The sequence below is a fragment of the Pedobacter sp. L105 genome (assembly GCF_009765875.1).
Taxonomy (GTDB): Bacteria; Bacteroidota; Bacteroidia; order Sphingobacteriales; family Sphingobacteriaceae; genus Pedobacter.
In genome coordinates this window covers 311953-327650 of sequence record NZ_LMUP01000007.1, presented here as the reverse complement: position 1 = coordinate 327650, position 15698 = coordinate 311953, and the positions used below count along the sequence as shown (strand labels likewise).

Genomic DNA, 15698 nt, shown 5'->3' with positions numbered 1-15698 from the left:
CAAGTACATCAATACTTGAAAAAGATTAATAATGTTTGAAATATATTTAGACGATAAAGTACACAATCAATACACTAAATTAGATACAGATGCAACCGATTTTTCAACAACCTTTGCCGTAAGTGATATCAATGATATTAGTAAACGTAAAGATGCAGCGACCAAAGATTTAACATTACCAGGTACCGCCAGAAATAACAAAGCTTTTGGTTATGCATTCATGGTTACTAAATACAATGATGATAACGATGATGTAACAAATGGTACATTGTTTTTCAACTATAATCCACAGGTTTTAGTAGATGCATACATTTATGAAAATGGTGCTTTGTTGATGAAGGGTAGCTTAAGATTATTAAATATTAATCTGAATGCAAATAATGTTGTATCCTATGATTGTGTTATTACTGGTGATTTAATTGATTTTAGAGGCATGTTAGCGGATAAACTGTTAACAGATTTGGATTTGTCCGAAATGACACATACATTTTCACTAAGTTCTATTCTATATAATTGGAATAATGACCCATTATCCCAGGGTTATGTGTATCCATTAATTCACAACGGTATGCCCTTTTTGGATACTACATCTGTTGAGGCAGCAACCATTAATCCTTTCCAAATTAGGAACTTTAAACCTGCTGTTTTTGTGTCTAAAATCCTAGATAAAATCTTTGCTGATTCTAACATTCTTATTACTACAACTACAGATAATAACATAGATACAGAGGTCAGAACAGTATCAGGATTGGCATATAATTGGCGTGTTGATGGCTCTGTTGCCTTTAAAACCATGTTTAACAACCTAATTATCCCAAATAATCAGCTAAACATGGGTAATCCACAGGTGTTAACTGGTAGTACACAGTTATTTTCAATGACAAATACAGCTGGTATTTATTCTGATTCAGCTCTACTCACACAAGAATCTGATGGTTTTGGACTTGTAACGCTGTTGAATGATGTAACCTTTGGAACTAAAACAGACACATTAAACCTATTTACTGTTGGTGGTTTCTTTTCTAACAACATTTCAACTTCACATCCTTATGGTAAAGACCTGGTTGTATATAATGTTAACCGAACATTCAAGGCAGCAGGCACATTAACAACACAATTAATATATACTAACCTATATGGAGCATCTAAACCTATTCAGGCAAAATTTACACTATGGGAAAGAAATGTAGTAGCAGAATCTAACCAGGCAGGGTATAGAACAGCCGTAGGTTGGGATGAAGTCGCTAGTGACGTGTTTTTATTTGCGTCAACTTCTTCAACTGGTTTAGTTAGAAATTTCACTTTAGCAATTCCCGAACGTACCTATCAAGTGGGTAGGCAAATTAGGGTTACATTTAGTTTATATTCCGATTATGCTACTACAGGTATCAACTTTGTAGATAAAAATGGCAACTTAGATACAGCGCATTTTACCTATCAAATACCTAATGTTGTTTTACAATTCCCTAATCAGGTTGGTGCTACAATCGTAACTAATGTAAACATTGGTGACACCATTATTCCAACACTTCCCACAGGTGTTAAGCAACTAGATTTCATAAATAGTTTAAGAAATATTTTCAATTTTTATGTCTGGACAGACCAGGATACAAGGATAATAGTATTCGAACAATACAATGATTACTATGCTAATACCAAAGGGTTAAACCTAGTAGCAAATGCTTTAGATTGGACAAGGAAAATCGACCTTACTTCACGTGGAAAAATCACCACAAATACCACTATCCAAAAATTCTACAATTTTACCATGAAAAGTGATAGTGATTATATCAATGATTTCTATCAGAAAAAATACGGGCAAACATACGGTGATTATAGTGTTACTGATGCTTTAGGAATCAGTGAAACACCCTTAGCTGTTGATGTAATATTTTCACCAACTCCTTTAGTTTTGGCTGCACCTAATATAACAGGCCAAGGTGGATTAGATAAGGCTATTCCCTGGATTTATACGCTTGATTCTAATGGCAATGTATTCCCATTGGATACCAACATTAGGATTTTAAATTATAATGGCATAGCGGACTTTACAGCAGCTTATAACAAGACACCTATTACTATTATCACTGAGATATTTAATCCCAGAAATAATAGTTATTCCCATAGTGCTTTCATTACTGAAATTGCTGCAATGGTAAGCAACTTTGTAACTGATTCATCAGGTAATCCAGTTAGTGATATCCACTTTGGAAGTCCTAACGAAACTTATATTATCAAGTCTGCTACCAGCGTACCAACGAGTTATGCGAACTATAGAAACCAGATACTGGAATTGAAAAATCCTAACGTCAATTACTTTGATTGTGAAGCTTATTTGAATGAAAATGACATTGCAAATCTGGATTTATCTGTACCAATTTTTATCGATTTAGGCATGTATGGTGCATCATACTGGAAATTATTATCTGTTGACTATACTAATAATGGCCGTACCTCTTCAATCAAGCTACAGAAGGTATTAGTGTAAACTTCTTCAATACTTCTAAAAAAAGTATTAATGGATAATAATTTACAGACTAATGTAGTAATAAATACCTCAATTAATAGTGCTGGTGTAGCATCAGGCGTAGCCGATGTTAACACTGCACTAGCAGGCATGGGTAATGGTGGACAGTTCCAGGCAGCAAATGCTGGTGTACAGTCTTTCCGAACACAATTAAGAGAAGCAAGGGAAGCAGTGCTTGCTTTAGGTGCCGCTGGGCAATCTGGTACAGCAGCATATATACAAGCAGCCCAGAAAGTAGCTGATTTAAAAAATGAGCAGTTAAAGCTAAACGATGCTGTTAAAGCCTTAGACCCTAACAACAAATTTGCTGCATTAGGTTCAACAGCCAGGTTAGCAGCTGCATCATTAGGCGCACTCCAAGGTACGTTTGTCCTCCTGGGTGCATCAAGTGAATCAGCAGCAGCATCTATTGCTAAGTTGCAGTCAATCAGTGCTATTATTCAATTGTTTGATACCTTCAACACAGCAAAATTAACGTTAATACCCTTCATTAATAACCTGTTATCGGCAAATGTTGCCGTAACAAGTAATACCGTAGCGGTTGCAGGTAATGCAGAAGCTATAGCAGCGCAAACATTAATTACTGCCCAAGCAACTGTAGCACAGAATGATTTAATCATTGCACAGCTGGGAGCTACGGCAGCAGCAGAGGCACAAGCAATAGCTGAAGCTCAGGCAGAGGAAGCCAGATTAATTTCAATTGGTACAACCTCTCAACAGGTTATTCTCGAACAAAAGCTAACAATAGCCAAGTTGGAAGGAGCAGCAGCAACCAGGGCTGAAGGATTAGCCACTAGTATTACAACAACTACCACTGAAGAAGCCTCAGTTGCTACCACTGCTTTAGGGCTATCTTTTAAAGCTCTGGGTATAGGTTTAATCATAGCAGCCGTAGCATATCTCATAGCGAATTGGCAGGAGTTAAAAAATACCTTTAAAGAGTTTCTACCAACTGCCACTGCAACCAAAGGTGCTTTCAATGAATTAAAAGAAGTATTTGTTGGGGTTGGTTCTGTCCTGATAAATTCAGTTATTTCAACTGTTAAAGTTTTGATTGATTTAGTCAAAGGTGACTTACCAGCAGTTATTGATGAATTAAAAAAGGCTGGTGATGTTGCTGGTGTTTATGCTAAAGGTGTTGCAGTTGAAGCTCAAAATATTGCCGATGACGCAGAGAAGAAAAGGCTAACAAAGTTGATAGCAGCCAATGAAGCAATTATCAAAGAGCGAAAAGCATTAGGTGATAAAGCAATTGCTTTAGAACGCCAAAACTTTGCTGATAGGAAAAAATTAGCTGAACTGAATGAAAAGGGAAATGATGAAGACGACCCAAATAAAGAATCTAAAAAGGTTGAAGAAGATAGAATAATCTTCGAAAATGGCTTAATCAAAAAACGTTTAGATGCTCAAAAGGCAGCAGCAAAAAAGCTGGAAGAACAACGTTTGGCAATGCAGAAGGAGGTGGATAAGAATGTCATTTCTGCACAAGATGTAATTGATAAGGCTTACATGGGTGACCGTGATAAGGAAGATTTGGCCATAATGGACAAATATCGTAAACGCATTGCAGATGCTACCAAAATCTATTCTGCTACATCTGAAGAAGTTAAAACTTTGCAAGATGCACAGGCCACTGAGTTAGGAGAAAACAAGCTTAAAAATGATAAAATAGTTGATAAATATCTCTTAGATGAAGCTGATAAATTTAAAGATGAATATCAAAAGAAAATAGATGATATCTATTTAAAAGCTAATGAATTAGCTAAAAATAATCCTGATAGGGCAGGTGAAATACAAGCAACAGCAACCGTACAAGTTAAAAAAATACGTACAGAACAGACACTACATAATACGACAGTTACAGACCAGGCAACAGTAGATGACCCTGCTTCAGATTTAAAAACTAAACATGATGCTGAACTTAAAGTATTAGCAGACCAATTAGCTGAAGATTTGGTAGTAAAACAGTTGTCTGATGCTGATAAGCTTAAAGCACAACAGAAGTATAATGAAGATGTTTATAAAACTAATCTTGATTACAATCAAAAAGATTTAGCCTTAAAGCAAGCACAGAAAGATGCTGAACAAAAGCTACAGGATACAAAATTTGAAATTGCTAATGAAGGCCTTGAAATACTAGGTGGTTTATTCGGTAAAAATAAAGCTTTAGCAGATACACTCTTTGCCGTTGAAAAAGGATTAGCTATTGCACAAATTGTAACAGGAGCAGCAGCATCTATAGCAAAACAATCAGCAAGTTTAGCAGCTATTCCAACGATTCTACCAGAATCAGCAGTTTTAGGTGTACCAATTCCTAATCCTGCATATCTGGTTGCAGCTGCAAGTACAGCAGCATCTATCACCCAGACTAAAGTAAGTGCAGCATTAGGTATTGCAACCATTGGTGCAGCTACAGTAAGTAAATTTATGAGTGGTAGCGGTTCAGTTGGAAGTACAACATCAGCAACACCAGCAGTTAATTATAGTGCTGCACCTACAATAACATCAAATGCTGCAAGTGGTACAGATGTGCAGAAAGTACAACTAGTTGGTGATACGCCATTGAAAGCTTATATCACAAATAAAGAATTAAAAAACACAATGGATGTAGCAGCATTCAATGCTAATCTAACAAACGTTTAACCATTATTTCTTTTCTTTTTAGCCCTTAACATTCAATTGTTAGGGGCTTTTTTTATGCTTAATCAATACTGTCAAAAACACAATAATGACAGAACAAGAATTAAATGAATTACCATCTTTTTATTTATCAATAAATCCACAAACAGATGGTTATGTAAACGCATTTGCTGTAACTGATGACCCTGCACACGAAAGTATGTATTTGGCTTTTTCTGGTGAAAAGGAGAAACAATTATTCACAGCTAGTGATGCCAGACAGGAAATATTAGGTGCTGCAATCATACCAGATAAAAAGATATTAAGAAAACCAAATCAAGCATTTAATGCGTGGCATACGGTGCAGTTCTCAGCCTCAGATATTCGATTAATGGCCAAAGAATTTTTCAAAAATGGCTTTCAGCATAATATTAATTTCAATCATACGACACAATCTATCCCAGGTTATTTCTTTCAATCAGGAATTGTAGGAAATGGCATTGGTGATATCCAGGTTAACCAATTATCCCTGCCTGATGGTACATGGGTATTAGGTGCTAAAATAGATGATTTAAATACTTATAACAGCGTGAAAACATTTGGTTTCTCTGCTGAAGGTTTATTTAATTATTCAGTTTATCAGGGCTTTAATGTGGACGGTTTAGACGATGAACAATTATTAATTAAGGATTTGAAAAAGATAGTTCAATACCTAAAAAAAAGATAAGAATTTATGTCTAAAAAAAATAAAAACACTAAAGAACTAAGAACACTTGCAAAGGGTATTCTTGATTCATTTGAAGCAGTTAAAACTGAGGATGGACAGGATTTAAATCTATCCAGTAGAGAAGTTGGAGGTGAAGTAACAGAAGGTGCTGATGCAGAACCTGTACCTGATAAAACATGGGTATTGGATGATGGGTTTTCATTTTCAACTGTAGACTCATTGATTGAAACAATTGAATCTAGCGATGATTTCAAAGCGGTTGAAGAAGTAAAAGTTATTCCTGTTGCAGTTGAAGTAGAATTAGCAGTTACACCAGTAGAACCTGCACCAGCAGCACAGGATGTTGCGCCTGATGCACAATTGCAATTAGATGCATTGAAATCTATTGTAGTTGATTTAACCCAACAATTAGAAGGTTTAATAGCACAATTCAGTGCATTACCGAAGTATGCTACTGTTGAAGAATTTACAGCAGTTAAAGAAGCATTCGAGGCTACACCAAAGTATTTAACAGAAGAAGATTTAACGCCAGTTAAAGAACAGTTTTCAACCCTGGATGCAGAGGTTAAAGTACTGAGTAATGATATAAAAATCGTTGCTAAAAGTCCTGCACAACATTCACAAGTATCATCCAGTTTCAAACAGGTTACCAAAAAAGAAGAGGATATGAAAAGATTACAAAGTGTATTAGGTTCTAAATAAAACTGAATAACCAATACCTAAAAAAACAAAATAAAATAATAAAAATATATGGCATTTAATGTTTCCGCTCTTAGTGAGCAAATACAATTAGAAGATGGATTTAAAATTGCAACTAAAGGCGTTTCACAAGCAAAATTAGCAAAAGCATTAATTGCATCCCTTAACTATCAGGCTGGTGTAATTACATCTGCACCCATTATCAAATTTGATACCACTGTAACTTTCCAAAAACAAGGTTGTGGTAGAACTGCAATCGGAGATACAAGCTTTGGTGAGAAATATGTAAATGTAGCCTCATTAGCCGTATATAAGGATTATTGCTATAAGGATTTTGAAGGTACCTATATGGCACAAGCTTTAATTCGTAGTGATGACCCTGAAGAAGCTGTATTGATGTCTAGTTTCACTACTCAAATTATTGATAAAGATGTTGCATTAATTAATGCAGCGGTTGAAGTAGCTTTATTTCAAGGTGATACAACTATTACAGGTGCAACGGCAGCTAACCTAAATAAATTTGATGGTATTGTTAAACAGGTTGTAACCACTAGTGGTAATACTGCAACTGTAGTAACAGGTGCAACAATCGTTGAAAAATTACAAGCTCTTTACATGGCGATGCCAGACCTAGATAAGTTACAAGAAGATGCATATGTATTTATTTCTGATGCTTTGTATGAAGAATACAAATTAGCATTATGGGCTAAAAACATGTATAGGGAAGATGGTAATTTAACTGTTGCTGGAACTTCAATCAAGTTGTTTCCAACAGCAGGATTAAACGGTACACGTACAGCGTTAGCATTGCGTTTATCTAACCTTCAATTAGCATTTAATGGTTCACCAGAAACTACTGGATTTGATTTGTGGTACTCTAAAGATGATAATATTTTCAAAGAAAACACTTTCTTCTCTGTAGGTATCGCTGTAGTTTATCCAGAAGATGTTAGATACACAACTGTATAATTAATAACACGATTAATTCATAATTAGAGGGTAGGTAAAATTTACTTACCCTTTTTCATTTAAAAAATAAAATAAAAATATATGGCAGCTTGTCAATCTCTTACCGATTTACCTTTACCATGCACTGTTGGTATTGCGGGCGGTGCACTTAAATTATACATGGCAGCTTATGCGGATTTAGTACCAGTTTCTGGTAGTTCTTTCCCGTATGTGCTTGCAACTGGTGGGGTAATTAACCAGATTAATATGGCATCAGGTAAAACATTCGTTGAAATTGGAATTGCTACGGCATCAGATTCAACAGAATTAAAAAATGATGGTGTTATTAATGCAAATGGTACTAACTATAAATCAGTATCACTAGGTTTACAATTACTTGGAATGAATATCGCAAATCAAAACTTTGTAGATAGCGTAACTAATCAAGATGTAGCAGCAATTGTTATGTCTAAAGCAGGTGAATATTTCGCAGTTGGTTTGAATGGTTCACTTAGATTATCAGCAATGACTGGTGGTCTGGGTAAAGCAGCAGCTGATTTAATTGGTTATACTTTAACCTTTAGTGGTTTTGATACATTAGGTGTTAAAATCGTTGAGTCTACAGCCGCATTAACTGCCATTGGCGTTACTGCATAATTAAGTAATACCCAAATTACTTACAACCCCTAATCATTTATTTGGTTGGGGGTTTTCTTTTATAATACTCAATACTTTTTTATGATAATCTTAGATAAAAATACAATTGAAAATAAAATAATTCTTACTGCTGTATCAACAGGCGTTAATACTTTGGTACTGCATTCTGATTACACATTGAAAGATATAACTATTCAATTAGATGCTAATCTAAGTAATTACAAGTCATACTATAGTTTTTTTGTTCTTGCATCTGATTCATTTAATCAATTGAATATAGGTTTATATCATTATAAACATTACCTGGATGATAGTATTATTTCTGAAGGAATGTTGAAAATTAATGATTCAACTGAAGTAATACCTGATGCTGTTATTGCTCAAATTGAAGATAATGAATACAATGTTTTTCGCTATTAATAATTAGCCATTCAATACTTTAAAAAAACAATAAATGGCTATAGAACCAATAATAAATAATATACCAGAATTTCTAGGTTTCGGTGGCGTGAAAATACCACAGGCAACTGAATCACAAAATACATCAAACGATAGACCTACCACCTGGGGGACTAATAATAATTTCCCTTTTTTCCTTTTGTCTTTATTTTCAAAATCTCCTATACATGCAAATATTATAAATCAAAAAGCGGTACATATTTGGGGTGATGGTCTGATGAATATTGGAGATAAAAAACCATTTCAACTAAAACCAAATGTTGATGACAACTTAAATAGTTTTGTAGATAAAATTCTAAAATCATATTTAATTTTTAATGCAATTGCAGTTGAAGTAAATTTTAATATTGATGGTAGTGTTGGTAGTTATGTACACATACCTATTGAACGTGTAGGATTAAGTCCTAGTAAGGATAAAATCTTTTATTATGGAGATAAGGACAGGCAAAAGGTTACTTATACCTATCAAAGGTATAACCCTGCATTAAAATATTCTGATAACAATTCAAAGGTATTTTATTTTGAACGTTATGTGCCAACAGTAATTGAAGGAAAATCAACAACTATCGTAAATATGACTAAGGTATATCCTACGCCAGATTACCATGCCTTGTATAAAACCCTTTTAACAGATATCGCTATTACAGATTTTAACTACAATCAAATCAGTAATCATTTTTCGCCTGCAACATTAATTTCGTTTTTCAATGGAAATCAGAATGAAGATGTTAAAGCAAAAATAATCAGGGATTTAAAGGATGGTTATACTGGTGCAGATGGTCAAAAGTTGATGATTGATTTCAACCATCCAAACGGTAAAGGAGCTGAAATTAAACCTCTTACGGCTGGTGATTGGGCTGATTGTTACAATACCGTCTCTGATGCTGTACAGGCAACTATTTACAAGGGACATGAAATTACTAGCAGTGCATTGTTTGGTGAAGCAAAAGAAGGTTCATTAGGTAGTACACAAGAATTAGAAAATGCTTATGAAATTTGGAATAATGGTTATCTAAGAGTAAGGCGTACAGAAGTTGAAACAGTACTTAGTGAACTTTTCAATGCACCAATATATTTTCAAAACAAACCACTGTTTTCTGCAACAATATCTGATGCAATCAGGATTGGTATTTATACCATCAATGAGTTGCGTGCAGAACAAGGTAAAGAACCAATAGCAGATGGTGATAGATTTATTGCCAGTGCAGTAAAAGCGAATAATGCACCTACCAGCTCATTTAAGCAAGAACATCAATGCAGTATCAAATGTGCAAATGAAGAAGTAACCAGTAAATATCTAACAGCTGAAGATTTTGATTTAGTTAAAGATATGGGTGCATCCTGGGATGATTTTGATTTAGTTGAAGGTGATGTATTTTCTGCTCAATGTCGTTTTGATGATGAAAGTGATATTGCTGAATTTATCCTTAACAATGATATCACAGGTGTTTCTAGTGCTGAATTAAGGGCTTTAATCAAGAAAGAATTATCCATTGACATAACGACTGCTGGACTAAAAAAATTGATTACTGATTTATCCAATGCAGGTGTTATTTCTGCAACTTTTGACAATGGTAAATTTATTATAAAACCACCTGTTGCTGATACAAAGAAAGAATTGGCACAACGTGAGATTATGACCATGTACAAATATGTTAAACGTGAAGAAGTTGAAGGTGATGATTTATTACCCACATCCAGGGGTTTTTGTGTGCAACTTGTAGAATCAGGAAAACTATTTAGCAGACAAGACATAAATTCAATGAGCACGATATTTCAGTATGATATCATGGCTCATACTGGTGGATTCTGGAAGGATTCTATGACTGGAATAACATATAATCACTGTAGACATTATTTCAAAGCATTATCTGTAATCAAAAAAATTAAATAAATAACATGAAGAAAACATTACTGATTTCAGAAGAAGAAATAAAAAATCAATCATTAATTGAAATGAGTGTAGCACCTAAATCTATTCGTGTTATTCTAAATGATGTGCAGCACAATCAGCTACGTAAAATATTAGGGAACACCTTATTTAATTCTATCATTACAGAAGTTGATAATAGTTTATTAACCGTTAATCCTGTAGCTATTAGTGTTGATACTTTGGCTTTAATTACTGACTATATTCAACCCTTTTTGGTGGCAGCAGTGATAGTTGATTTTATTGTTTTAAACTCATTCAAACTTACCAATAAAGGCTTGTTACAAATGAATGATAATGAAGCAAGTACGGTTAATATCCAGGGTATAGAAGGACTTAAAAACTATTATGATACCAAAGCTAACACAGCTAAATTGGAGCTTATAGAACACCTCAAAACTGATGAAGATGTTGAATGTAGTGATGCAACAGATACTAATGTTACATCCAGTCTTACAGGTTTATACATTGAATCTTTCAATGATTTCAGTGATTACTTCAACCGAGGGCGTAATAGATATTTATAAATTATGACTGTCAAAGAAATAAGTGCAGCATTAGTTGCCTGGTTTAATTCTCATCTGCAAATCAATTCAGTAACACAATATGATAATAAGAATTTCATAGGTGATAGGGCAAAGTTATATACTGTTGCCAACGTTTATTATTTGGATTCTAGTATCAATGGCCAGGTAAGAACTGATAGCTACCAGGTTACTATTGCTGATTTGTTAACTCCTGGTAATACAAATGAATCTGATATTTATTTTACTGCCCTAGATATTGCAGAAGATTTTTATACTTATTTACAATTTAATCCTTCATGGACTTTTAATAAATCTTCCAACAGTCAAAAGTTTACGGAAGCAGATGGCGATAGGATAGCAGGATTAACTTTTACTGTACAATTGCAAAGCATCAGGACACAAAACAGATGTGCTATTCCATTGAATGATATACCTACAACTATACCTAAAAAGTTTCCCTATGCTTTCCCTATATCATTTGGTAATGCACCAGTTATTATTGAAAGTAAATTCCCTTATGCATTCCCTGTAGAATTATAAGTTAACGGTCAATACGTGTAAAAGAAACACACATAAATGAACGTAAATTTCACAGATAAAATACAAACTGATGCATATGATGCAGCAGCATTTAATGCCCAGGATGCTAACGAATTGAAGAACGGTGTTAACTCTAAAGTAGATACCGTTACTGGTAAATCCTTAATTGCAGATACTGAAATTGCCAGGTTAGCCACTTTAGCTAATGTTGATATTTCAGGTAAAGTAGATAAGATTACAGGTAAATCACTTATTGCAGATACAGAAATTGCCAGGTTAGCAACGGTTACTTCTGTCGATATCAGTAATAAAGCTGATTTAGTCAATGGTACTTTACCATTGAGCCAGTTACCAACGTTAACATCTGATTGGTTTGCCGACTCAGATAATGATGGTATTGCTGATGGAATAAGTGAGAGCAAGTTAATTTCCTTTATTACCACCAACACTTCAATTTTAAATTACATTAATAACCTGGTTGCAGCGGGCGGTGCAACTATTACATTATCTGCACCTGTTTTAGCAGCAGGAAGTATTGCTAATTCGAGTGCTTCAATGTCGTGGAATGCTATTGCTAATGCCACTTCTTACACGATTCAAAAATTAATCAATGGTACCTGGACACAAGAAGGGACAGCAACAGCAACCCACTTTACTGACTCTGGTTTAACACCTGCTACAGATTATGAATACAGAATTTTTGCAACAGCACCAGGTTTAGCAGATAGTGCTATAAGTAATATTATTACAATCACAACTTCAGCATCAGGTACTGTTTTATCTCCTATTACCGCATTTGGTATTGTGAAGGATGTAACAATTAGCAGTAATTCAGTTAGTTATACCGTTGCGCCTGTAGATAATTACGGTGCAGCTGTTTCACAGTTAAAAGTACCCGCTGGTGCTCCTTTTGAAATTAGAATGGATTCACCATTAACTGGAAAAAGTGGTGTATTTGGAGTAATTGAGGGCAATGCTATAGCTGGTAACAATTCATTTATTGGTGCAGTTCAATGGCAGTATAATTCAAGTACAAACGGTAGATGGGCAGCTGTTGGAAATGGTGACGGACAGGATAATTTTAACAATGTTGATTTTACTGGAACGCCACTAGGAAGAGTTAGAGGAACAGGAACACAGATGTATGCTGAATATTCTTTTGATGCTGGTGATACATGGACTGAGATTGATGACACTATTACAATTCCACAACCAAATGTTGATTTGTATGTAGAAGTTTATCAGGATACCTTGCAAATGCTTGCCCCTAATCTTCAACAATCAGGAATGGTTGCATAACATGAAGACACTAAGAAGATTTATGGTAGGGGCAACAGTTGCCCCGCCACCTAATACTGTTTTTGATTCAGCATTAAATGATAAAGAATTAGTTGCCACCAACATTTATTATCCTGGTGTATCTCTTAAAAAAGATGGTGCGCCTGTAGCTGATGGTGATAGTATTTATACTTTAATTGATAGAAAATCTGGGCTAAATTTAGCATACCAGGGTGATGATGTTACCGCATATTTAGCTAGGCCACCATTTTTACGGGCAAATCAAAGAGATAGACCATATGTAGCATTTTATAATGCCCCTAATATTTTTTACAAATCTGAGCAGTTTGCATCTATAACTTATCCATATGCTTTTAGCATGGTTATGGAATTTCTGCCTGGACAAGAATATGAAGGTTTTAACGATGGTGGTAACTCAGGTGATGGACATGCACCATACGCTGGTAATCTGCCACCTGGTTTAAGAATGGGAGGTTCCGACCCTGCATATTTTGGTATGCCTAATGCTCATATCAACTTTTTTGAAAGACGCTTAGTTACATTCACTTTTACCGCTGATACTTTAAGTGTTGATATTGATGGAATCTTAGCAGATTCTAAACCAATGCCTGCTAAAAGTGTAATTGATGTCGGCTTAGATAACATTACCCGCTGGTGTTTAGGTGTAAGCACAAATAACTCGATTTGGAATTGTTATGCGATGTATACCTATACAAGCCAAGACTATCTAAATTTTGTAGCTGATAAGGCAACAATCAATACTTCTATTATCAATAAATGGAATGTAGGACAGGTTAACCCTAATCCACATGTGTATAATCCTAATATAGATGATTTAGCATGGAGTTTTAATCAAACAACTGGTGATATGACACCTACATTTAGTTTTGCTAATTGTACAACAGCACAAGCAGCAGCAGTTGAAATAGAGTGGTGGTATAGAACTAAACATACTGGTGATGAAGCTGGGGCATTCTCTATACAAACCAAATTTAGTACAAACCAAATTGCAAATATTTCTGAATTACCCGATACAGGTACAACAGTACAAGCAGTTTTTTATACTGCTAGAATACCAGGTTATGATGAAATTAGAAGTGCAACAAAAGATACACCTTTAACAAACGCAAGTTAAGACATAAGGGGTGCAGCGCTGCACCCCTATTTTATTCCAATGCTCAATACCTCCTTATGGAGACTAAAAGCATAGAAAAACTAAACCAACTGCACCCACTAATCAGACAAAAAGCATTAAATGCCTATGCAGAAGCTGTTGCATCAACACCTGCTGGTGTGCATCCACTAGTTACCCAGACTTTACGAACCTTTGCAGAATCTGATGCACTTTATGCACAAGGCAGAACGGCACCAGGCGCAAAAGTTACAAATGCTCCAGGCGGTTCTTCTTATCATAATTACGGGTTAGCCCTGGATTTTGTTAACCTGGTTAATGGTGTTGAATCCTGGAAAGTTGATAGTAATTGGATGAAAGTAGTAAGTGTGTTCAAAAAACATGGTTTTGTTTGGGGTGGTGACTTTCATTCAATTTTAGACCAGCCACATTTTGAAATGACTTTTGGTCATAATTGGAAAGCACTTTTAGCTAATTATAAAGCAGGTAACACATTCGTTGACAACGATATAAAATATGTCACAATAGAAATTTAATGGATAACAATACACAGGATAATAACCAGATTTAGATAACTTTTGCTGATGTGGTTAAAAGTCCTTTAACCTACATTCTGATAACTATAGGTTCCTTTTTGATTGCCCTGGTTTGGTTTGCGCTGTACCAGTGGGTAGGTGTGACCAAAAATAATGATACTTCCTGTAGTGAGGAAAAAACCGAATTAAGGATTGAATTAAATAGTGAGAGGAAGCGTAATGATAATCTGGTAAATGCAATACTGGTTAAAAATGGGGTTATCGTGCAGTTATCCAACAAGGCAGATAGTTTAAATAATAACAATAAATGACGATTCACAAGATAATAACCGCTGTATGTATACTTATTGCAGCCGTTGCCGTTGGATATGCGGTATACCAGCACAGCCATAAGGTTGCAGCTATAGATAACACAGTTAAAAATACTATAAACGCTGAAGCTAAATTAATCACTAAAAAGATTGATAAGAACGGGGTAGAACATACGATTTTGGAAGAGACAAATAATGTTCTTCCTAAAGATTTAATGACTTCTAATGTCGGTTATGATACCGCATTTGTAGATTCATTGATAAGAATGACAGACATTCAAAAGAAAGAAATTGTTTCATTAACCCAAATCAATCAAACCATTCAGGGGAAGAATCTGCAAGCTGTTCAAACCAACGATTCATTGAAAAGGAGAATGTATACTTATACAGATAAAAACCTGTACGTAAGTTACACGCCTGATATAGATACCGCAAAAACGGGTTTCTTTAGTTACAAGTACAATCAAAACTTAAATGTAATCCAGTACAATAGAAAAAAGTGGTTTCTGGGTGAAGACCATAAATATATTGATGTTGCCAGTGATGACCCTAATTCAACGGTTAACGGTGTAAAAAAGCTAACTGTACCAGCATCTGAAAAAGATTTTGGTATCAAACTAGCAGCCAGAACTGTTTATCTTCCTCAAAATGGGCATGTGGGTGCTGGTGCACAATTACGTGTGAAGTGGGGTAAAGTTACAGGAACAGGTAGCGAATTATACTTTCCACAAAGCCAACATTGGCTACCTGTTCTGGGATTAGAGTATAACTTTTTCAGTTACTAGGA

At 35.0% G+C, this 15698-nt stretch carries 15 protein-coding genes; all 15 read left to right on the top strand.

All coding sequences use genetic code 11. The annotated features are described in order from the left end of the window. Window positions 1-31: 31 nt before the first annotated feature. The 15 genes from GSQ84_RS15040 (at window position 32) to GSQ84_RS14970 (ending at window position 15696) form a co-directional block, all read left to right on the top strand. The gene (locus tag GSQ84_RS15040) at window positions 32-2488 is read left to right on the top strand and encodes a hypothetical protein (RefSeq protein WP_158798090.1); all 2457 of its coding nucleotides are present in this window, start codon (window positions 32-34) and stop codon (window positions 2486-2488) included. 30 nt (window positions 2489-2518) lie between these two features. Then, the gene (locus GSQ84_RS15035; protein WP_158798089.1) at window positions 2519-5170 is read left to right on the top strand and encodes a hypothetical protein; all 2652 of its coding nucleotides are present in this window, start codon (window positions 2519-2521) and stop codon (window positions 5168-5170) included. 85 nt (window positions 5171-5255) lie between these two features. Continuing rightward, window positions 5256-5873: an XkdF-like putative serine protease domain-containing protein gene (locus tag GSQ84_RS15030; RefSeq protein ID WP_158798088.1), complete on the top strand. Its 618-nt coding sequence runs from the start codon at window positions 5256-5258 to the stop codon at window positions 5871-5873. 6 nt (window positions 5874-5879) lie between these two features. After that, on the top strand, window positions 5880-6575 hold the full coding sequence (locus GSQ84_RS15025) for a hypothetical protein (protein WP_158798087.1): 696 nt from the start codon (window positions 5880-5882) through the stop codon (window positions 6573-6575). Window positions 6576-6623: 48 nt separating this feature from the next. Continuing rightward, window positions 6624-7541, top strand: coding sequence for a hypothetical protein (locus GSQ84_RS15020; protein ID WP_158798086.1), 918 nt, complete (start codon window positions 6624-6626; stop codon window positions 7539-7541). 81 nt (window positions 7542-7622) lie between these two features. Beyond that, window positions 7623-8177 (top strand): hypothetical protein, encoded by a 555-nt coding sequence (locus GSQ84_RS15015; RefSeq protein WP_158798085.1) that lies wholly within the window; start codon window positions 7623-7625, stop codon window positions 8175-8177. Window positions 8178-8258: 81 nt separating this feature from the next. Next, on the top strand, window positions 8259-8597 hold the full coding sequence (locus GSQ84_RS15010; protein WP_158798084.1) for a hypothetical protein: 339 nt from the start codon (window positions 8259-8261) through the stop codon (window positions 8595-8597). A 34-nt stretch (window positions 8598-8631) separates the two neighbouring features. Beyond that, a complete protein-coding gene (locus GSQ84_RS15005; RefSeq protein ID WP_158798083.1) occupies window positions 8632-10530 on the top strand; it encodes a hypothetical protein in 1899 nt (632 codons plus the stop codon). A gap of 5 nt (window positions 10531-10535) precedes the next feature. Next, window positions 10536-11093: a hypothetical protein gene (locus GSQ84_RS15000; protein WP_158798082.1), complete on the top strand. Its 558-nt coding sequence runs from the start codon at window positions 10536-10538 to the stop codon at window positions 11091-11093. A gap of 3 nt (window positions 11094-11096) precedes the next feature. Beyond that, window positions 11097-11633 carry a hypothetical protein gene (locus tag GSQ84_RS14995; RefSeq protein WP_158798081.1) on the top strand — a complete coding sequence of 179 codons (537 nt, stop codon included), beginning with the start codon at window positions 11097-11099 and terminating at the stop codon, window positions 11631-11633. Between the two features lie 36 nt (window positions 11634-11669). Then, window positions 11670-12932, top strand: coding sequence for a fibronectin type III domain-containing protein (locus GSQ84_RS14990; RefSeq protein WP_158798080.1), 1263 nt, complete (start codon window positions 11670-11672; stop codon window positions 12930-12932). A 1-nt stretch (window position 12933) separates the two neighbouring features. Next, window positions 12934-14067: a hypothetical protein gene (locus GSQ84_RS14985; protein ID WP_158798079.1), complete on the top strand. Its 1134-nt coding sequence runs from the start codon at window positions 12934-12936 to the stop codon at window positions 14065-14067. A 56-nt stretch (window positions 14068-14123) separates the two neighbouring features. Then, the gene (locus GSQ84_RS14980) at window positions 14124-14600 is read left to right on the top strand and encodes a M15 family metallopeptidase (protein ID WP_158798078.1); all 477 of its coding nucleotides are present in this window, start codon (window positions 14124-14126) and stop codon (window positions 14598-14600) included. 50 nt (window positions 14601-14650) lie between these two features. After that, the gene (locus tag GSQ84_RS14975) at window positions 14651-14911 is read left to right on the top strand and encodes a hypothetical protein (protein ID WP_158798077.1); all 261 of its coding nucleotides are present in this window, start codon (window positions 14651-14653) and stop codon (window positions 14909-14911) included. Then, window positions 14908-15696 carry a hypothetical protein gene (locus GSQ84_RS14970; protein ID WP_158798076.1) on the top strand — a complete coding sequence of 263 codons (789 nt, stop codon included), beginning with the start codon at window positions 14908-14910 and terminating at the stop codon, window positions 15694-15696. Before GSQ84_RS14975 ends, GSQ84_RS14970 begins: the two co-directional genes overlap by 4 nt. The last annotated feature ends 2 nt before the right edge of the window (window positions 15697-15698 follow it).